Annotated in this window: 16 protein-coding genes; 10 read left to right on the top strand and 6 right to left on the bottom strand. The window is 70.8% G+C overall.

Annotated elements, in window-relative coordinates; all coding sequences use genetic code 11:
• Positions 1–39 precede the first annotated feature (39 nt).
• The 5 genes from glmU (at position 40) to OED52_RS04840 (ending at position 6,764) form a co-directional block, all read left to right on the top strand.
• Positions 40–1,515, top strand: coding sequence for a bifunctional UDP-N-acetylglucosamine diphosphorylase/glucosamine-1-phosphate N-acetyltransferase GlmU (glmU, locus tag OED52_RS04860; RefSeq protein ID WP_264153557.1), 1,476 nt, complete (start codon positions 40–42; stop codon positions 1,513–1,515).
• Positions 1,512–2,489, top strand: a complete 978-nt coding sequence (locus tag OED52_RS04855) for a ribose-phosphate diphosphokinase (RefSeq protein ID WP_264153556.1) — start codon at positions 1,512–1,514, stop codon at positions 2,487–2,489. The genes glmU and OED52_RS04855 overlap by 4 nt, the downstream gene beginning before the upstream one ends.
• Positions 2,490–2,522: 33 nt before the next feature.
• Positions 2,523–3,152 (top strand): DUF2461 domain-containing protein, encoded by a 630-nt coding sequence (locus tag OED52_RS04850; RefSeq protein WP_264153555.1) that lies wholly within the window; start codon positions 2,523–2,525, stop codon positions 3,150–3,152.
• Between the two features lie 157 nt (positions 3,153–3,309).
• Positions 3,310–4,005 carry a hypothetical protein gene (locus OED52_RS04845; protein WP_264153554.1) on the top strand — a complete coding sequence of 232 codons (696 nt, stop codon included), beginning with the start codon at positions 3,310–3,312 and terminating at the stop codon, positions 4,003–4,005.
• Between the two features lie 188 nt (positions 4,006–4,193).
• The gene (locus tag OED52_RS04840; RefSeq protein ID WP_264153553.1) at positions 4,194–6,764 is read left to right on the top strand and encodes a helix-turn-helix transcriptional regulator; all 2,571 of its coding nucleotides are present in this window, start codon (positions 4,194–4,196) and stop codon (positions 6,762–6,764) included.
• Here the strand turns inward: OED52_RS04840 and OED52_RS04835 are convergent.
• The 5 genes from OED52_RS04835 to egtA all read right to left on the bottom strand — a co-directional run bounded on the left by OED52_RS04835 (position 6,733) and on the right by egtA (position 12,256).
• The gene (locus OED52_RS04835) at positions 6,733–7,956 is read right to left on the bottom strand and encodes an MFS transporter (RefSeq protein ID WP_264153552.1); all 1,224 of its coding nucleotides are present in this window, start codon (positions 7,954–7,956) and stop codon (positions 6,733–6,735) included. The genes OED52_RS04840 and OED52_RS04835 overlap by 32 nt on opposite strands.
• A gap of 83 nt (positions 7,957–8,039) precedes the next feature.
• Positions 8,040–8,996, bottom strand: a complete 957-nt coding sequence (gene egtD, locus OED52_RS04830; protein ID WP_264153551.1) for an L-histidine N(alpha)-methyltransferase — start codon at positions 8,994–8,996, stop codon at positions 8,040–8,042.
• Complete coding sequence (gene egtC / locus OED52_RS04825) at positions 8,993–9,742, bottom strand: ergothioneine biosynthesis protein EgtC (RefSeq protein WP_264153550.1); 750 nt, start codon at positions 9,740–9,742, stop codon at positions 8,993–8,995. The genes egtD and egtC overlap by 4 nt, the downstream gene beginning before the upstream one ends.
• Positions 9,735–11,030: an ergothioneine biosynthesis protein EgtB gene (egtB, locus tag OED52_RS04820; RefSeq protein WP_264153549.1), complete on the bottom strand. Its 1,296-nt coding sequence runs from the start codon at positions 11,028–11,030 to the stop codon at positions 9,735–9,737. Before egtB ends, egtC begins: the two co-directional genes overlap by 8 nt.
• The gene (gene egtA / locus OED52_RS04815; RefSeq protein WP_264154579.1) at positions 11,027–12,256 is read right to left on the bottom strand and encodes an ergothioneine biosynthesis glutamate--cysteine ligase EgtA; all 1,230 of its coding nucleotides are present in this window, start codon (positions 12,254–12,256) and stop codon (positions 11,027–11,029) included. Before egtA ends, egtB begins: the two co-directional genes overlap by 4 nt.
• A gap of 244 nt (positions 12,257–12,500) precedes the next feature.
• Between egtA and OED52_RS04810 the strand changes: the two genes are divergently transcribed.
• The 5 genes from OED52_RS04810 to OED52_RS04790 all read left to right on the top strand — a co-directional run bounded on the left by OED52_RS04810 (position 12,501) and on the right by OED52_RS04790 (position 17,485).
• On the top strand, positions 12,501–13,679 hold the full coding sequence (locus tag OED52_RS04810; protein WP_264153548.1) for an aminotransferase class V-fold PLP-dependent enzyme: 1,179 nt from the start codon (positions 12,501–12,503) through the stop codon (positions 13,677–13,679).
• Positions 13,680–13,877: 198 nt separating this feature from the next.
• Positions 13,878–14,480 carry a 50S ribosomal protein L25/general stress protein Ctc gene (locus OED52_RS04805; protein WP_264153547.1) on the top strand — a complete coding sequence of 201 codons (603 nt, stop codon included), beginning with the start codon at positions 13,878–13,880 and terminating at the stop codon, positions 14,478–14,480.
• Positions 14,481–14,575: 95 nt separating this feature from the next.
• Complete coding sequence (gene pth / locus OED52_RS04800; RefSeq protein WP_264153546.1) at positions 14,576–15,148, top strand: aminoacyl-tRNA hydrolase; 573 nt, start codon at positions 14,576–14,578, stop codon at positions 15,146–15,148.
• Between the two features lie 62 nt (positions 15,149–15,210).
• Positions 15,211–16,302, top strand: a complete 1,092-nt coding sequence (locus OED52_RS04795; RefSeq protein WP_264153545.1) for a homogentisate 1,2-dioxygenase — start codon at positions 15,211–15,213, stop codon at positions 16,300–16,302.
• A 7-nt stretch (positions 16,303–16,309) separates the two neighbouring features.
• The gene (locus OED52_RS04790; protein ID WP_264153544.1) at positions 16,310–17,485 is read left to right on the top strand and encodes an alpha/beta hydrolase; all 1,176 of its coding nucleotides are present in this window, start codon (positions 16,310–16,312) and stop codon (positions 17,483–17,485) included.
• A 56-nt stretch (positions 17,486–17,541) separates the two neighbouring features.
• On the opposite strand, the gene OED52_RS04785 is transcribed toward OED52_RS04790, so the two are convergent.
• Positions 17,542–19,179 (bottom strand): fatty acyl-AMP ligase, encoded by a 1,638-nt coding sequence (locus tag OED52_RS04785; protein ID WP_264153543.1) that lies wholly within the window; start codon positions 19,177–19,179, stop codon positions 17,542–17,544.
• Positions 19,180–19,274: the final 95 nt, after the last annotated feature.

The following is a 19,274-nucleotide window of genomic DNA, read 5'->3' as shown; positions in this document are numbered from 1 at the left end:
GGTCCGACCGGCGTGCCGAAATCGTGTCGAGGGAGCTGGATGCAGGTGCAGACCGCGATCATCGTGCTGGCGGCCGGAGCGGGAACGCGGATGCGGTCGAAGACCCCCAAGGTGCTGCACGAACTGGGCGGACGCACGATGCTCGCACACTCCCTCCACGCCGTCGCCGCGCTCGGGCCCGACCACCTCGTCACGGTCGTCGGCCACCAGCGCGAGCAGGTCTCCGCAGCGGTCGAGACGATCGCCGCCGAGCTCGGCACCGGCATCACCGTCACGGTGCAGGAGGAGCAGCGCGGCACCGGCCACGCCGTCGAGTGCGGGCTGAACGCGCTGCCGGACGGCTTCGACGGCACGGTCGTCGTCACCGCCGGCGACGTGCCGCTGCTGGGCACCGACACCCTGCGCGACCTGCTCACCGCCCACACCGATCCCTCCCCCGCCGCCGTGACCGTGCTGACCACCACCGTGGACGCACCCACCGGCTACGGGCGGATCGTCCGCACCGACGACGGCGAGGTCGCCGCGATCGTCGAGGAGAAGGACGCCACCGACGAGCAACGCGCGATCCGGGAGATCAACACCGGTGTGTACGCCTTCGACGCGGCCGCGCTGAGGTCGGCCCTCGGCCGGCTCGACGACGACAACACCCAGGGCGAGCTGTACCTGACCGACGTGGTGCACATCGCCCGCGCCGACGGTCTGGCCGTCCGCGGGTTGCGCACCGCCGACGCCGTGCAGGTCTCCGGCGTCAACGACCGCGTCCAGCTCGCCGCCCTGTCCACCGAGCTCAACCGGCGGGTGCTCGAGCGGTGGATGCGCGAGGGCGTCACGGTCGTCGACCCCGCCACCACGCGGATCGACGTCGAGGTGGTACTCGGCAGCGACGTCACCCTCCATCCCGGTGTGCAGCTGCACGGCCGCACGGTGATCGCCGACGACGCCGAGATCGGCCCCGACACCACCCTGACGAACGTGCGGGTCGGCGCCGGTGCCTCCGTGGTGCGTACCCACGGCTCCGACTCGGTGATCGGCGAGCGTGCCACGGTCGGGCCGTTCACCTACCTGCGCCCCGGCACCGAACTGGGTGAGGGCGGCAAGCTCGGCACCTTCGTCGAGACCAAGAACGCGCAGATCGGGGCGCATTCGAAGGTCCCCCATCTCACCTACGTCGGCGACGCGGAGATCGGTGAGCACTCCAACATCGGGGCGTCGAGCGTGTTCGTCAACTACGACGGGGTGAACAAGTACCGCACGGTCGTCGGATCCCACGTGCGCACGGGCTCCGACACCATGTTCGTCGCACCGGTGACGGTCGGCGACGGCGCCTACACGGGCGCCGGGACCGTACTCCGCCGGGACGTCCCACCGGGGGCGCTCGCGGTGTCGGGTACGCCACAGCGCAATATTGAAGGGTGGGTCCAACGCAATCGCGCCGGTACCCCCGCTGCCGAGGCAGCATCCCGAGCACAGCAGCAGCACGACCACGATCGGCAGAAGGACGGCCAGAACCCGTGACCAATTGGATCGACAACCAGAAGAACCTGATGCTCTTCTCCGGCCGGGCCCATCCCGAGCTGGCGGAGCAGGTCGCGAAGGAACTGGGCGTTCCCCTCACCCCGCAGACCGCGCGGGACTTCGCGAACGGTGAGACGTTCGTGCGCTTCGAGGAATCGGTGCGCGGTTCGGACGCGTTCGTGCTGCAGAGCCACCCGTTCCCGCTGAACCAGTGGGTCATGGAGCAGCTCATCATGATCGATGCGCTCAAGCGTGGCTCGGCCAAGCGCATCACCGCCATCCTGCCGTTCTACCCCTACGCTCGCCAGGACAAGAAGCACCGCGGCCGCGAGCCCATCTCCGCCCGCCTGATCGCCGATCTGCTCAAGACCGCCGGCGCCGACCGCATCATCACGGTCGACCTGCACACCGATCAGATCCAGGGCTTCTTCGACGGCCCGGTCGACCACATGCACGCGCAGGGTCAGCTCGCCGAGTACATCCGCGGCAAGTACGGCGTCGAGAACATCGCCGTCGTCTCCCCCGACTCCGGTCGTGTCCGTGTCGCCGAGAAGTGGGCCGACACCCTCGGCGGCGCCCCGCTGGCGTTCATCCACAAGACCCGCGACCCGCTGGTCCCGAACCAGGTCAAGTCGAACCGCGTGGTCGGTGAGGTCGAGGGCCGCACCTGCATCCTGATCGACGACATGATCGACACCGGCGGCACCATCGCCGGCGCCGTGAAGATCCTCAAGGAGGCCGGCGCGGGCGACGTCATCATCGCCGCCACCCACGGTGTGCTCTCCGATCCGGCCGCCGAGCGCCTCGCCGCGTGCGGTGCCCGGGAGGTCATCGTCACCAACACGCTGCCGATCCCCGCGGAGAAGCAGTTCGACTCCCTCACGGTGCTGTCGATCGCGCCGCTGCTCGCGCAGACGATCCGGGAGGTGTTCGAGAACGGTTCGGTGACCTCGCTGTTCAACGGGGTCGCCTGACCGATCGGTCCCACGACGGGGCACACTGTCCGGGTGTTCACCGGATTCCCCGTCGCGGCACTCGACTTCTACGACGATCTCGAGGCCGACAACAGCAAGACGTTCTGGGCCGCGCACAAGGCCGTCTACGACGACTGCGTGCGCGGCCCGATGCTTGCCCTGCTCGCCGAACTCGAGGAGGAGTTCGGGGAGGGCAAGATCTTCCGCCCCTACCGGGACGTGCGGTTCAGCAAGGACAAGCTGCCCTACAAGACACACCAGGGCGGCTATGTGGCGACCGCGGGGAGCGTCGGCTACTACGTCGAGATCAACGCCGCCGGACTCCGGGTGGCGGGCGGAATGTTCGACGCCTCCTCCGCGCAGATCGCCGCCTATCGGGAGGCCGTCGACCACGAACGGCGCGGCCCCGGGCTCACGAGGATCGTGCGCAAGCTCGAACGCGCCGGTTACGAGATCGGCGGGAACCGGCTCAAGACCCGGCCGCGCGGTGTCGATCCCGATCATCCGCGCATCGAGCTGATGCGGCACCGGTCCATCTGGGCGGGACGCACCGAGGTGTCCCCGCCGTGGATCGACAGCCCGCGCACCCTCGACGAGGTCCGTTCCGCCTGGCGCGAGTTCCGGCCGTTGGTGCGCTGGCTCACCGAGGCCACCGCGACGTGACGAGGCAGACCGGGGGGTATGGAAATGCTGTGTGCCCCAAAGGTTTGTGGACACGCGCAAGGTGGGATGATCTTCGTCACTGTCAGGTACGGTCGCCGCAGGTCACGCCCCACCCCCCTCTTCGGCGTAACTTCCCTTTCACTTAAAGTGGCACCTCGTGACCGACGCGCAGACTCTCGATGCCCCTACGGAAAACGCGACAATCCGAACGGCACGGCGATGGTCGCCCGGTGCGTGTGTCTGGTGTGGCGACACCGACTCGGTCGAGCTCTTCCGCAACGAACCCCGCTGTGCCACTTGCCGTAAGCACGAATCCGTGATCGACGAGGCCCGCAGGTTCATGGGTATGTACGGGCTGCGTCCGATCGGCGGCACGCTCCAGTCCGACGACGAGGAGGAGTACGAGCACCGACTCGCCGCCCGGGAGGCCCGCCGCGCACTGAACGACATCCGCCTCGCCGAGCAGCCCGACCCGGCCCTCGTCCGCAAGGCCCTCCGCCCCCGCGCCGCCGCGGTGGCCGAACACCATTCGGCGACCTCCTCCTCGAGCGCGACCCGCTCCTCGTCGAGCGCCACCCGCTCCACGTCCACGGGCGCGTCGTCGCAGCCGGCCAAGGCCGCGCCGAAGCCCGCACCGGTGAAGACCGGTGTCGTCGACGTCGAGGAGATCCAGACCCGAGCCCTCGCACTGCTCGATCAGCTCTCGGCGATCGACGCGCAGCTCGAGCTCGTCGGGGATCAGAACGGCCTCGCCGCCCGCGCGCGTCGCAGCGACCTGGAGAAGCAGCGGGCCACCATCCTGCGCACCCTGGCCGCCCTCGAGAAGGCGCGCCTGAGCGCCACCGGCGCCTGACCCGGTCGATTCCGTCCCTCGGCCCCGGCCGCACCCGATCCGTCCCGGGTGCGGCCGGGGCCGAGATCGTTGTTGCACGTCAGAACACCGAAACGGGTACTCTGTCAGCGACCAAGGGGCCTGTCGGGGGTGCCGCTGGGCGTTGACGCCTGCGCGGAGCGACCCCGACGCCTGCCGAAGGAGTTCGCGTGAGTGTTCCCGACTCCCGACGCGCCGGGGCGCCCCACTGGCGTTCGCTGTCCTCGGCGCTGTCGAGACCTCGGTTGACCTCGTGCCTCGATCGTCGTGCCCCGCTCACCGTGCTGAACGCCCCGCCGGGTTTCGGCAAGCGCACGCTCGTCGCCGGGTGGCTCCACCACGGCGGCGCCCCCGAGCACACGATCGTCTGGGTGCCGCCCGTCCCCGGGTCCGGCGCGCTGTGGGAGTGCGTGCTCGACGTCCTCGGTGAGCATCCCGCCGTGGAACCGACCACCGGCAGTGACACTTTCGACCGGATCGTCCGGACCTTCGAAGGCGTCGACGGCCCTAGCCTGCTCGTCCTCTCCGGGGTCCCCGCCTCGGCCGGCACGGTGCTTCCCGACGTGCTGGGTCTGCTCGACCGCTGCCCGCGACTCGACGTGGTCGTCTGCCTGCCCGGCACCGACGTCGACCTGAGCGAGGTCGTGGTGCGGGGCATCGACCACGTGTACATCCCGGCGTCCGATCTGGCCTTCACCGTCGACGAGACGACGGCGCTGCTGCAGGATTCGCGGGTGGAACGCTCCGAGTCCGAGTGCGCCGCGCTGTGCCGGGCCCTCGGCGGGGTGCCGGTGCTGATCTCGGCCGCCGCCACCCTCGCCCGGAACCTGCCCCAGCGGCTCGTCGACGGCCGCGGCCGCCCCGCGGCGCCGCTCGAGCATCTCGTGCAGCGGTACGTGGAGAAGCGGCTCGACGAACTCGACGACGCCCACCGCCGGTTCGCGTTGTCGGTGGCCGCGGCGCACAGCGTCACCGCCGCCGAGGCCACCGAACTGACCGGCGTCGACGACGCGGCGGCGGCCCTGTCCGCGCTCGCCGCGGCCGGGCTGGTGGCGGGTTCACCGTTCGACAGCCCCCGCACGTGGCGCTGGCCGGACGCCGTCCGCACGTGTGTCCTCGAGATTGCTCGCCGCGCGCGGCCCGGGCACGTCGAGACCCTGCTGTCCGGTCTCGCCCGCGCCCACCACCGGGCCGGGGATCCGGCGGTGGCGTCGATCTACGCCGCCGAGGCCGGCGACTGGACGACCGCCCTGGAGATCGTCGAGGAGTGCTGGGCCCAGATGGTGGACAACTCCTTCGACGTCCTCGTCAAGGTGCTCCGGCAGATCCCGGACGAGGAACTCGAGGCACACCCCTCGGTCCTGGCGGGCCGCGCCCTGTTCACGCAGATGCTCGACGAGCACACCGTGCTGCACTCGTCGCTGCCCACCGACCCGGCCGAACTCGCCGAACTGGGACGCACCGCCGGCGCCGCCCAGACCCTGTACGTCGCGACCGTGCAGACCCTCGCCCTCCGGACCGCCGGCGAGTTCGCCGAGGCGGCGCGGCTGACCCGGCTGCTCGAACCGCTCGTCCGGTCCATCCTCGAACACCACCCGGAGGACATCCGCCCGCAGCTGCCGCTGCTGCGCGTGCAGTGGGGCATCACCCTCCAGCTCGCCGGTCTGCTGACCGAGTCCACCCCCGCCTTCCAGCGCGCCTACCGCGGTGCGAACGCCGAGAAGATCGCCTTCGCGGTGCAGAACGCAGCCGGCAGTTCCGCGCTCGACTGGGCGGTGGTGGGCGACGACCCGCGGGCCCGCGAATGGCTGCGGCTCGAGCGGGAGGCCGAGCCGACGGAGGGTCACTGGGGCGAGATGGTGCGGGTGAGCGGCCGCGCCGCCGCCGTCCTGGTGCACCTCGACGAGCTGGACCTCGACGCGGCGGCGCACCGGCTCGACGAGCTCGGGGTGCCGCGCCTGTCCGAGGAACTGTGGGGGTTCGTCGGGTACTGCCGCGCCTACTACGACCTGACCACGGGCGCCGCCTACGACGGGCTCACGGCGCTGCACCGGCTGATCGCCTCGCATCGCGACCGGCACGAGCACGGCGCGTTCTCCCGCGTGCTGCTCACCGCGGCGGAGGTCGACCTGCAGCTCGCGCTCGGCAACGGCAACCTGGCGGGGGCGATCGCCGGCGAGGGACCGAGCGACCATCCGCTCGTCGCCGTGACCGCGGCGCGGGTCGAGGCGTTCACCGGACGACCGGACGTCGCGCTCGAGAAGCTCCGGCGGGTGTCGTGGATCGACTGCGGCTATCCGCGGGCACATCTGGAGGCGCTGCTCGTCGCCGCGCAGGCGCACCTCGATCTCGAGGAGGGCGGGGACGCCGTGCGCGACTGGCAGCGGGCGTGCGCGCTCGCCGCGTCCCTCGGCAACCGCCGCGCCTTCACGCTGGTCGCGCCCGAGCTCGCCGACCGGCTGGTCGCGCTCGGTGGCAGCCCGATTCCCGGCGGGCCGGTGAAGTCGGTGTTCGCCGAGCCCGTGCGGCGGGTGGAGCTGTCGCGGCGCGAGACCGATGTGCTCCGGCTGCTGGCGGACGGTTCGACCCACGCCGACATCGCGAAGACGCTGTTCGTCTCCCCCAACACCGTCAAGACCCAGCTGCGCAGCATCTACCGCAAGCTCGGCGTCCACACGAGGGTGGAGGCCGTGGGCCGCGCCCGCGAGCTCAGGCTGCTGCCCGTTCGTCCCCCGTCGTGACCGCCCCGCCCGGCATCCGCGCGGCGATCCGCCGGTCGTACAGCCACACCAGTGCAGCCAGCAGACCGAGCGCGGCGCCGAGCACGCACACCCCGGGCCAGCCTCCGGCGGTCCACGCGGCGGTGCCCAACGCCGACCCCGAGGCCGCACCGATGAAGTAGCCCGTCATGTAGACGGAGTTCAGTCGCGACCGGGCGTCCGGGTCGAGGGCGTAGACGACGCTCTGGTTGGTGATGTGCACGAGGCTCAGGGCCAGGTCGATGACGAGCATCCCGACCAGGAACCACAGGAGGGAGGTCCCGCCCGCGGCGAGCGCCGGCCAGGACAGCACCACGGTGACGACACCGACGGCGGTGGTCTGCGGGCCGTAGCCGCGGTCGACGAGGCGTCCCGCGACGGTCGCGGCGAGCGCCCCGGCCAGCCCCGCGAGACCGACCAGGCCGATCTGCAGGTCGCCGAGACCGAAGGGCGGGCCGGCCAGCAGGAACGCCATCGTGGAGAACAACGCGCTCACCGACGCGAAGGTCAGGCCGCCGAGCAGCGCCCGGGTCCGCAACCGCGGATGGGCGAGCAGCAGGTTGCCGAGCGACCGCAGTGTCCTCCCGTAGCTCTGGCGGGCGGTCGGGGTGGTGGCGGGCAGCACCCGCCACAGGGCCAGGGCGACGATCACCATCGCGACAGCGCTCACCCGGTAGACCGTCGCCCAGCCGCCGAGCTCGGCGAGGATACCGGCGACGCTGCGGGCGGCGAGGATGCCGACGAGCAGTCCGCTCATCACCGTGCCCACCGCGCGCCCCCGGTGTTCGGGGGTGGCCAGGGTCGCCGCGAACGGCACCAGCACCTGCGCCGCGACGGAGAACAGACCCGCGACGGCGGTGCCCACGACGAGGACACCGATGTTCGGTGCGACACCGCTGAGCCCCTGCCCGGCCGCGGCGACGAGCATGAGGAGCACCGCCAGGCGGCGCTGCGGGAACATGTCGCCGAGCGGGACGATGAACAGCAGGCCGAGGCCGTAGGCGACCTGCGCGACGGTCACCGTCGACGCGGCCGCCGACTCGGAGGTACCCAGGGCGTCGGCGATCGAAGCGAGCAGCGGCTGGTTGAAGTAGTTTCCGCCCACGCACAGACCCGTCGCGACCGCCATGAGCAGCAGGACCGGGGTCGTGAGCACGGGGCGGGGAGACGTCATGTCCTCCAGCATTCCGTCCCGGAGTGCGGGGTGTCGAATCGGCAGGTGCCTGCACCCCGGGTCGGCCGACGTCTCCGGAGCGATCAGCGCCGGGAGGCGGCCAGCAACGCGAAGCGCCCGTCGGGGTCGACCCATTCGTGCCGGACCGCGAACCCGGCGGCGGCGAGTTCCCGGCCGAGACCGTCGAGCCGGAACTTCGCGGAGATCTCGGTGCGCATCTGCTCGCCTTCCTCGAAGTGCACCTCGAGGTCGAGGGCGGGTACGCGAACGGTCATCGGCTCCGTCGCCTCGAGACGCATCTCGATCCACTCGTTCGCCTCGTCCCACACGGCGCGGTGCACGAACCGGTCCGGGTCGAAGTCCGCGCCGAGCCGCGTGTTGAGGACGCGCAGGACGTTACGGTCGAACTCGGCGGTCACTCCCGCCGCGTCGTCGTAGGCGGCGCGCAGCACGTCGAGGTCGGTGACCAGACCCGCCCCGAGCAGCAGCCACTCGTCGGGGCTCAGCACGGCGGCGGTGCCGGCGAGGAACTCGGCGCGTTCGGCGGGAACGAGATTGCCGATGGTGCCGCCGAGGAACGCGATCATACGGCGCTCCCCGCGCGGCAGGTGGTGGAGCGAGTCGGTGAAGTCCCCCACCACCCCGTGCACCTCGAGGTCCGGATACTCGACGGACAGCCGGGCCACCGCGGTGCGCAGCGCCGGTTCGGAGACGTCCTGCGGGACATAGGTGCTCAGGTGCGGTGCGAGGGCGTCGAGCAGCACCCGCGTCTTCTCCGACGAGCCGGAGCCGAGCTCGACCAGCATGTCCGGCCGGGCGGCCTCGGCGATGTCCGCGGCGTGGTGACGCAACAGCGCGAACTCGGTGCGGGTGGGGTAGTACTCGGGCAGGCGGGTGATCTCCTCGAACAGTTCGCTGCCCCGTGCGTCGTACAGCCAGGTGGGCGGCAGACACTTCGGTGTGGAGGTCAGGCCGCGGAGCGCGTCCTCGCGCAGTTTGTCGTCGAAGTCGTCGGGGGTCAGGTGTACGTCGAGCGTCACGTGGGGTTCACCTCCAGCGGGGAGACGACGAGTTTGCCGGGCACGGCGGCGACGAGATGCCGGTCGGGTACCCGGCGCCAACGGGTGTCGTCGTCGAACGGTTCGGAGGCCACGATGGCGACGTGCTCGTCGACGAACGTCCACAGCGAGTGGTAGCAGGCCGTCGCCCAGATCCCGGTCTCGTTGCACAGCAACAGGTTCAGCCGCGACTCCGGCGACAGTGCGAGAACGTCGTGGACGAGGGAGATCAGGGCGGGTTCGGGATCGGCGGACCGCAACCGCGACCGCAGGAGCAGCCACAGCGTCGCAGCGTCGGTGGGTGATTCGAGGCGCAGGAGTTCGGCGACGGGCAGCATCTCGGCGAGGGAGACCAGCGAACCGGGCCAGCCCCGCACGACGCCGTTGAAGAGGAACGCCCACCGGTCGTCGGCGAACGGGGCCACGGCGGTGCGTTCGACGGGCATGCCTTCGGTGGCCGAGCGGGTGGAGGCGACGACGGCATGGGCGCGCACCGCGTTCAGCCCCTCGGTGACGAAGGGGTCCGCCCAGATCGGCGCGGCGGTGCGGTAGCGGGCGAAGGTGCCGTCCTCGGACCACCAGCCCACCCCGAAACCGTCGGCGTTGATGGTGCCGCCACCGCGCATGTCGGTGGGCGCCCACGACTGTCGCAGCAGCGAGTTCGTCCCCGTCGACAGCAGGGCGGCCACGTTCGTCGCGGGACCGAGATACGCCAGATGCCTACACATCGCCCTCCCCGTACGCCACGCGGACGCCCGCGAAGATCTGCCGGCGGATCGGCAGATCCCAGTTGCGGAACGTTCCACGGCACGCGATCTCGTCGGTTCCGAACGATCCGCCGCGCAGCACCCGGTAGCCGTCGCCGAAGAAGACCTCCGAGTACTCCCGGTAAGGGAAGGCCCGGAAACCGGGATAACCCTCGAACGGTGAGGACGTCCACTCCCACACGTCGCCGATCAGCTGGTGCACCCCGAGCGGGGACGCGCCACGCGGGTACGCCCCCACCACGGCCGGACCGAGATGGCGCTGACCGAGATTGGCGTGGTCGGCGGTGGGATCGTCGTCGCCCCACGGATAGCGGCGGCTGCGTCCGGTGGCCGGATCCCAGCGGGCGGCCTTCTCCCATTCGGCCTCGGTGGGCAACCGGCCACCGGCCCACCGCGCGAACGCCTCGGCCTCGTGGAAGCACACGTGCACGACCGGCTCGTCGGGATGCAGCGGCACGGTCTTCCCGAACATCGTTCGGGTCCAACCGGAGTCGTCGTCGAACCGCCAGAACTGCGGCGCCTCGAGCCCGGCCTCGCAGCGGTGCCGCCAGCCCTCCTCGCTCCACAGCTCCGGGCGCGAGTAGCCACCGTCGGCGACGAACCCGAGATACCGGCCGTTGGTGACGGGCACGGCGTCGATCTCGAACTCCGGCACGAAGACCCGGTGTGCGGGGCGTTCGTTGTCGAGCGCCCACGGATCGGTGGAGGTGCCGATCTCCACCTCCCCCGCCGGGATGCGCACCCGCACCTGCGGCGGGGGTGTCCCGGTCCGCGGTGCGGGCGGTGCGTCGAGCAGCGGCGGGCCCTGCCGGAGTTGGTGGGTGGCGAGCATGGTCTCGTCGTGCTGCTGTTCGTGCTGCGCGACCATCGCGAAGACGAACCCGTCGCGGGTGAGATCATCGTCGAAGTCGTTGTGTTCGAGCACCTTCCAGGTGCTCTCGCGGACCGCCTCGGCGTAGCGCCGCGCCTCTTCGGGACCGAGCAGCGGCAACGACGGGCGGGTCGCGCGGGGATGACGGAAGGCGTCGTAGAGGTCGTCGATCCCGTCGACGATCGGAGCGGCGCGGCCGACTGTGCGGGCGAGCCACCGCTCCTCCTGGTTCGCGATGTGCGCGAGATCCCACACGAGCGGGCTCATCAGCGGCGAATGCTGCCGGACGAGTTCCGTTTCCGGGATCGAGGTGAGCGCGGTCGTGCGGGCACGTGCCCGCTCGAGATGACGCCGGAGCAGGGCACGCGCGGAGGTCACCGCATCTCCTCCCCGGGAGCGCGGCCGCGCAGACACCGGGCGGCCGCGGCGTCGAGCGCCGCGGTGAACCGCATGTCGCGCGAGGACTCCGCCGCGAGCGAGAGCAGACCCGCTGCGGCGGCGCGGAGTTCGACGGACTTCAGACCCACCTGGGCGGCCTCCTTCCACATCTCGCGCACCGGGGCGACGATCGCGCGGGCCTCCTCGACGACGGCCGGGGAGGACAGGAGAGCTTCGATGGCGGCGACCGGCACCTGCCACAGGTCGCCGGGCTGGGCGTCGATGTACCGGACCTCGAGGTGACCGCACGGGCGGACCGGCGGGAACAGGGTGGTCATGTGGTAGTCGAGATCGTCGGTGGTGGGGCGGCGGCCGATCTCGTCGTCGAACTCGCCTTCGAGCCACGCCGCGAAGGTCGCGCCCGGCGGGGCGTACCAGTCGGGCGACGACGACCGCACGCACATCAGCGGCGCGTCGAGCACCCACGCCGGGTAGTCGGCGGGATGGTCGACGTGGGTCAGCGCCGGATCGATCTCGAGCCAGGTGCGCATGCGCTGCGACGCCCACTCCCCCTCCGGCGCACCCCGCAGCCGCGGCGAGGTCGCGAACGCGGCGATCATCGCCGGGGCGATGGCGTGCAACAGATCCCAGCGGAGGGCGACCTCGACGTCGTCGGCGCCGGTGTCGACGCTGACCTGCACCGAGGCGGTGCTGTTCATCATCAGCCGGCCCATCGGCCCGATGCTGTCGTAACGCAGCTCCATCGCGCCGTAGCGCGGGGTGCGCAGCAGCCGGTGCGGTGGCCGCACCTCGTCGGCGGAGCTGTCGAGCATCGTCACCGACCGGCGCGCGAGCAGCGCCCGCAGCATGCGGGTGTCGGCGGTGAGCCGGTCGCAGACCTGCCGCGCCGAGGTGCAGGGCACGCTCGACAGTTCCACCTGCCCGCCCGGTTCCAGGGTGACGAGACTGCCCGACGGCAGCGGCCGGGCCGAGGAGGTCGGCACGACGGTGCGCGGCGCGTGCGGGCCGAGAGCTTCGACGAGCGTGGCGAGTTCCGGGCGGGAGGCGGTGACGTCGGCGCGGGCGGTGAGCCATTCGAGCTCCACCCCGATCAGTTTCGGGGGCGCCAACCGGAAGCTGCGGCGGCCGACGTAGCGCTCCGCCTCGAGGCGGGAGTCGAGGTGCCGGTGGGCACGTGACGATGCTGAGTCGATCGCCATCGCCATCATCCACCCCCTCGGCCGTAGGCAGGTACCCGATCGAGCCTATCGCGCCCGGGAACACGACGTGCGGAGAACGCACCGTGCCCCACCCCGTGGCTCTGCCCCTCCACCCGCTCAGCGGCTCTGCCACTCCACCCGCTCAGCGGCTCTGCCACTCCACCCGCTCAGCGGCTCTGCCACTCCACCCGCTCAGCGGCCCGGTCGTTAGGCTCGGTGGGACCGGCACGGTGAGGAAGGATGTGGGCTCGTGCTCGACCTGCAGGCGGCCCGGCGCGACACTCCGGGATGCTTCGACCGGGTGTTCCTCGACAGCGCGGGCTCGTCGCTGCCCCCGACCCCGGTGCTGGAGACGGTGATCGCCCACCTGCGCCGCGAGGCCGAGGTCGGCGGGTACGTGGCGGCGGACGAGCGGCTCGACGACCTCGCCGCGGTGAAGACCTCGCTCGGGCGCCTGTTCGACGTGCCGGCGAGCTCGATCGCGCTCACCGACAGCGCGTCGCGGGCGTGGACGTCCTTCTTCTACGCGGTTCCCCTGCTGCCCGGAGACCGCATCCTGCTCTCGCAGGCCGAATATGCCGCCAACGCGATCGCGGCGCTGCAGCGGGCGAAGACCACGGGCGCGAGCGTCGAGGTGATCCCGTCCGACGCGTCCGGCCGCATCGACGTCGACGCGCTGCGGGGAATGCTCGACGAGCGGGTGAAGCTGGTGTCGGTGGTCCACGCCCCCACCAACGGTGGGCTGGTCAATCCCGTGCGGGAGGTGGCCGACGCCGCCCACGCCGTCGGCGCCCTGGTCCTGCTCGATGCGTGCCAGTCGGTGGGCCAGCTGCCGGTCGTGGTCCCGGAACTGGAGGTCGACGCGCTCTCCGGCACCGGACGCAAGTGGCTGCGCGGCCCGCGCGGCACCGGCTTCCTCTACGTGCGGCCGCGGCTGATCACCGAGCTCGAACCCGCGGTGCTCGACCTGCACGGCGCCACCTGGACGGCCCCGGAGGCCTACGAGCTCGCGCCGGACGCCTCCCGGTTCGAACTGTGGGAGACCGACGTGGCTGGCCGGCTCGGCCTCGGCGCGGCCGTCGACTACCTGCTCGGCCTGGGTGTGGACGCGGTGACCGAGGCGATCGCCTACCGCGCCGGGCACCTGCGCGACGGCCTCGCCGACATCGACGGGGTGACCGTCCACGACCTCGGGGTGCAGCGCAGCGGCATCGTCTCGTTCACCGTGGACGGGGTCGACCCGGTGGCTGTGCGCGACGCCCTCGCCGAGCGGTCGGTGACCGTCACCGTCAGCCGCCGCAGCTCGACGCTGCTCGACATGTCGGCGCGCGAGCTGGCCGCGGTGGTGCGGGCCTCGCCGCACTACTTCGTCTCCCCCGCCGACGTCGACCGGTTCCTGGCGCACGTGCATGATCTGGCCCGCTCCTGAGGGCGGGGTTCGCTTCGTTCCGGACCATCCGGTAGAGTGGTTCGAGTTGTCTCGGCGAGGGTGAACCGCAACATCGCTGGCTCACCGTGATCGACGCGGCTGCGACGGATGAGCGTCTGCTCCTGGTCGCGCGTGTCGGTTCCATTCGTTCGAGAACACCCGACCACGAAGTGCCACCAGCGTAGGAGCCTTTACATCATGTCCGACGAGAATCGTCTCGTAGCCAGCGTCCGTACCGAGTTCGGCAAGGGTGCCGCCCGTCGCGCCCGTCGCGCCGGCCAGATCCCCGCCGTCCTGTACGGCCACGGCACCGACCCCCGGCACCTCGCTCTCCCCGAGCTCGAGTTCGCGGCCGTGCTGCGTGCCCACGGCACCAACGCCGTCCTCACCCTGGACATCGACGGCGAGGAGCAGCTCGCGCTGACCAAGTCGGTCGTCGTCCACCCGATCCGCCGCTACATCGAGCACGCCGACCTGCTCGTCGTCCAGAAGGGCGAGAAGGTCGCCGTCGAGGTTCCGCTCACCATCACCGGTGAGGCCGCTGCCGGCACCCTCGTGGTCCACGAGGTCACCACCATCAAGGTCGAGGCCGACGCCCTGAACCTCCCCGAGGAGATCACCGTCTCGATCGAGGGCGCCGAGGCCGGCACCCAGATCCTGGCCGGTGGCGTGGAGCTGCCCGCCGGCGCCACCCTGGCCGACGATCCGGAGCTGCTGCTCGTGAACGTCACCGAGGCTCCGCAGGACCTCGAGGGCGACGAGGGCGAAGAGGCCGCCGCCGAGGCTGCCGAAGAGGCCTGAGTCGGTACGGCTCTTCGATGAAGTCGTTCGTACGGCGCGTCATCCTCCGGGATGGCGCGCCGTACGTGTTCGGTAAAGCACGAAAGGAAGCACAGGTGAGCGAGGACACCGCGCTCGTCGTCGGTCTCGGCAATCCCGGGCCGAAGTACGAGAACACCCGCCACAACATCGGTTTCATGGTGGCCGACGTGCTGGCCGGACGTGTGGGCGGCAAGTTCTCCGCGCACAAGCGCAGCAACTCCGAGATCGTGCAGGCGCGACTCGACGGCCGGCAGGTCGTCGTCGCCAAGCCCCGGACGTACATGAACCTGTCGGGTGGCCCGGTCGCGGGCCTGGCCAAGTTCTTCTCGGTCGACCCGGCGAACATCGTCGTCGTGCACGACGAACTCGACCTCGACTTCGGCACGATCCGCCTCAAGCTCGGCGGCGGCGAGAACGGCCACAACGGTCTGCGGTCGATCTCCTCCTCGCTCGGCACCAAGGACTACCTGCGGGTGCGGATGGGTATCGGACGCCCGCCAGGTCGCCAGGACCCCGCCGACTTCGTGCTCAAGCCCTTCTCGGCCGCCGAGCGCAAGGACCTCGACGTGTGGTGCGAGGAAGGCGCCGACGCCGTGGAACTGTTGCTGAAGCTCGGCCTCGAAGGCGCCCAGAACCGCATCCACTGAAAATTCCGTGAGCGGGACGAAAACGACCGCGCACCGGAGCCCGGGACGTACTGTCTTCGGCTATGGAGTCGTTCGTCCATCTGCGTAAGGGTGTGACACCGCACCGGATCCACGCCGATCTCGACGGTCTCGAGGACGACGAACTCGGCCGGTCCGGCTTCACCGGCCGCACGGCGCACCTGTACCGGCGCAACGATCCGACCGAGTACCGGACCGTGGGACCGCTCCGTCCGCTGGACGTGATCGCCTCGAATCTGCGCCCCACCGATCTCGACGATCCCGCCGGGTCACCGCTGACCCTGTTCACCAATCCCGACTGCCGGATCATGCTGAGCCGCCGAGCGACCGCGATGCCGTTCCACGTCCGGCACGTCGACGGCGACCTGCTGTCCTTCGTCCATCACGGAACCGGCACCTTCGAAACCGAATTCGGTCCTCTCGCATATCGTCCCGGCAACTGGGTGTACCTGCCGAAGGCCACCACCTTCCGCCACGTCCCCGACGGCGACTGTTTCCTGCTCATGATCGAGGCCACCGACGAGTTCCGGGTACCCCCGCCCCGGGAACTCGGCCGGCACTTCCCCTTCGATCCCGCGCAGATCACCGTGCCGGAACCGCAGGCGTATCAGGACGACGGCGACCGCGAGTACGAGGTGCGGCTCGTGCACGAGGGTGGACCCACCTCGTTGTTCCAACGGCATCATCCCCTCGACGTCGAGGGCTGGCGCGGTGACAACTTCCCGTTCACCTTCAACATCGACGACTACAACGCCATCGGGTCGGACAGCGTGCACCTGCCACCCACCGTGCATCTGTTCATGCAGGCCACCGGCGTGTACGTGATGAACTTCCTGCCCCGGCCGGCGGAGGGTGTGCCCGGCACCGAACGCGTGCCGTGGTACCACCGCAACGTCGACTTCGACGAGATCGCGTTCTTCCACGGCGGGGAGATCTTCGGCGTGGAGATGCCCGAGACACTGCTCAGCCACGCTCCGCAGGGACTGCACCACGGAGCGCCGCGTCGCGCCCGTGAACGCGCGCGACGACGCCACGACCAGGACACCCGCATCGGATGGAAGGTCGTCGCGATCGACACCCGCCGGCGTCTCGTCCCGTCCGCCGAACTCCTCGCCGCCGTCCCCGAGCCCGACTAGGAGCACCGTGCCCGAACCGCTCGCGCAGCATCGCTACGACCGCATCCCCTATCTCGTCGTGTTCGAGGATTCGTCGCCCTACCAGGACGTCTACGGCGGCACCGGGGATATCGTGGCCCTGGAGTCCTATCTGCTGGTACCGCGCGACGTGCCGTCGGACACGGTGCTGGTGTTCATGCATCCCATCGGCGGCGGCGCGTATCTGCCGATGGTCAATGCCCTCGCCCGCGCGGGACACCACGTCGTCTACTGCAACAGCCGGTACCGGGGGACCGATTCGGCCCTGATCATGGAGAAGGTCGTCGAGGATCTCGGTGCCTGCATCAGGGATGCGAAACAGCGGCTCGGCTACGAGAAGGTCGTGCTGGCGGGCTGGAGCGGGGGCGGGTCCCTCTCGCTCTTCTACCAGCAGCAGGCCCGGCACGCGACCGTCACCGCCACACCCGCGGGCGACCCACCGGACCTCACCGCACTCGACCTGCCCGCCGCCGACGCAGTGGTGCTGCTCGCGGCGCACGTGAGCCGTCACGGCACGTTGACCGAGTGGATCGATCCGTCGATCCTCGACGAGACGGACCCGTCCCGGCGCGATCCGGAACTGGACCTCTACGCCCCCGACGCACCCCACAAGCCTCCCTACGACCCGGAATTCGTCGCCCGCTACCGGCAGGCCCAGATCGACCGCAACCGCCGGATCACCGTGTGGGTGAAGGAGAAGCTGGACGAACTGAGGTCCGCGGGTCGCCCCCACGACGAGTTCGGATTCGTCGTGCACGGCACGATGGCCGATCCGCGCTGGCTCGACCCGGCCATCGACCCCAACGAACGGGTCCCCGGCACGTGCTATCTCGGCGACCCGCAGGTGGTGAACATGGGGCCGGTCGGGCTGGCCCGCTTCTGCACACTGCGGAGCTGGTTGTCGCAGTGGAGTTTCGACGACGCGCGCGCCGACGGTGTCGCCTGCGGGCGCGACATCGACGTCCCGACTCTCGTGGTGGGAAATCTCGCCGACAACGCGTGCACGCCGAGCCACACCCGGCGCCTCTACGACGCGATCGGTCATCCCGTGAAGAAGCTGCACGAGATCCCCGGCGCGACCCACTACTACGCGGGGCCGGACCAGCGGCCCCGGCTCGAGGAAGCGGTGGGGGTGGTCACCGACTTCCTCCGCAGTGTCCTCTGACCCCGGTCCTCCGACCCCGCCGGCCCCCGACCCCGTCGTGCTCTGCCCCGGGCCCTTCAGCCGCGGGTGAGCAGCGCCAGCGAGTTCCCGCGCCGCAGCTTGCCCGAGGACGTCTTCGGGATGCTGCCCGGCCCGAGCACCGCCACGGTGCGCGGCCGCACCCCCACCTCGGCGACCACCGCGTGCACGACCTCGCGTTCGATGCGCCGCACCTGTTCGGGGTCGTCGAACAGCTTGGTCTCGACCGCGACGGCGAAGGACTCGCGCTTCTCCCCTGCGTCGAGCCGGATCGCGACGGCGTTGCCGGGACGCACGCCCTCGACGCTGCACGCCGCCCGCTCGATGTCGGTGGGATAGACGTTGCGGCCACCCATGATGATGACGTCCTTCACCCGCCCGCACACCACGACGTGACCTTCCTCGGTGAAGTAGCCGACGTCGCCGGTGTCGAGCCAGCCGTCGGAGTCCTGGGCCGGGACCGGTCCGTCGACGGTGAGATAGCCGTGTGTGACGGCCTTGCCGCGCAGCTGGATGATGCCGACCCCGCGGGGCGGGAGCACCTGCCCGTCGCGGCCGACCACCCGGCCCTCGAGCCCGGAGACGAGCCGGCCGAGGGTGGGCATGCGGCGCGCGTGCGGCCGGCTGGTGGGCACCGCCATGCCGCCGGCCTCGAGCAGGTCGGGGTCGACGACGTCGAGGACCATGCCGCGGCCGGGATCGGGTACCGACACCGCGAGGGTGGTCTCGGCCATCCCGTAGGACGGGGCCAGGGCGGTGGGGTCGAGACCGAACCGCTCCCCCTCCTTCGCGAGGTGCTCCATCGTGTCGGGGTCGACGGGTTCGGCCCCGTTCCACATCCAGCGCATCGACGACAGGTCCACCGCTCCGTCGGGTGCCTGCGCCAGCTTCCGGGCGAGCAGCGAGTACGCGAAGTTGGGTGCCGCCGTGAGGGTTCCGCGGTACTTGCTGATCAGTTCCGCCCACAGCATCGGCGACCGCAGGAAGTCCAGCGGCGTGACCGACACGACCGTGGCACCCACCTGCATCGGGACGCTGAGGAACCCCACCATCCCCATGTCGTGGAACAGCGGAAGCCAGCTGACCATCACGTCGTCGTCGAGCGAGAACTTGACGCGCTCCATCATCGCGTCGGCGTTGGCGTAGAAGTTCCCGTGCGTGATCCGCACGGCCTTCGGGGAACCGGTGGACCCCGAGGTCAGCTGCTGCAGCAGCATGTCCGATTCGGCGGTGTCCACGGGCTCGACGGGCTTCCCCTCCCGCATCTGCCCGATGGTCACCACCGTGATCCCGCGCTCGCGCAGCAACTGCTCGGCGATCTCGAAGGGAGTGCCGAGGACGACGGCACGCGCGTCGATCATCTTCAGCACGACCTCGGTGTCGCGTGCCCACAACTGCAGGTCGGTGCGGGGTGTGGGCTGGTGCAGCATCGTCACGCTGGCCCCGCGCATCCACACGCTCTGGCAGGCGGGGGCGATGTCCACGGGTTCCCCGGCGAGGATGCCCACGGAGTCGCCCGGCCCGATGCCCGCGGCGGCGAGTGCGCCCGCCATGCAGCGGGCCTGACGGTGGATGGCCCCCCAGCTCTGCTGCAGGGGTGCTCCCGGCTCCCCGGTGATCAGGACCCCCGTGTCCGCCTCCGCCGTCGCGTACATCTCTTCGGTGAACCTGCTCACGACCAACTCCCGTTCGGTGGTTGCTCCGGTGACTGCGTGGTTGCTCCGGTGACTGCACAGCCCGCTGTTTGCTCATCAGCGTGCACCCGGAAGGA

This window comes from Rhodococcus sp. Z13 (genome assembly GCF_025837095.1).
GTDB lineage: Bacteria > Actinomycetota > Actinomycetes > Mycobacteriales > Mycobacteriaceae > Rhodococcus > Rhodococcus sacchari.
The sequence above is the reverse complement of the archived record's forward strand: the minus strand, read 5'-3'. Positions and strand labels throughout refer to the sequence as shown.

What these genes read in the sequence shown, in the direction of transcription:
- glmU (WP_264153557.1), top strand. Translation starts at nt 40, where the DNA reads ATGCAGGTGCAGACCGCGATCATCGTGCTGGCGGCCGGAGCGGGAACG.
- OED52_RS04835 (WP_264153552.1), bottom strand. Translation starts at nt 7,956, where the DNA reads ATGACGTCTCCCCGCCCCGTGCTCACGACCCCGGTCCTGCTGCTCATG.
- egtC (WP_264153550.1), bottom strand. Translation starts at nt 9,742, where the DNA reads ATGTGTAGGCATCTGGCGTATCTCGGTCCCGCGACGAACGTGGCCGCC.
- egtA (WP_264154579.1), bottom strand. Translation starts at nt 12,256, where the DNA reads ATGGCGATGGCGATCGACTCAGCATCGTCACGTGCCCACCGGCACCTC.
- OED52_RS04805 (WP_264153547.1), top strand. Translation starts at nt 13,878, where the DNA reads ATGTCCGACGAGAATCGTCTCGTAGCCAGCGTCCGTACCGAGTTCGGC.
- OED52_RS04795 (WP_264153545.1), top strand. Translation starts at nt 15,211, where the DNA reads ATGGAGTCGTTCGTCCATCTGCGTAAGGGTGTGACACCGCACCGGATC.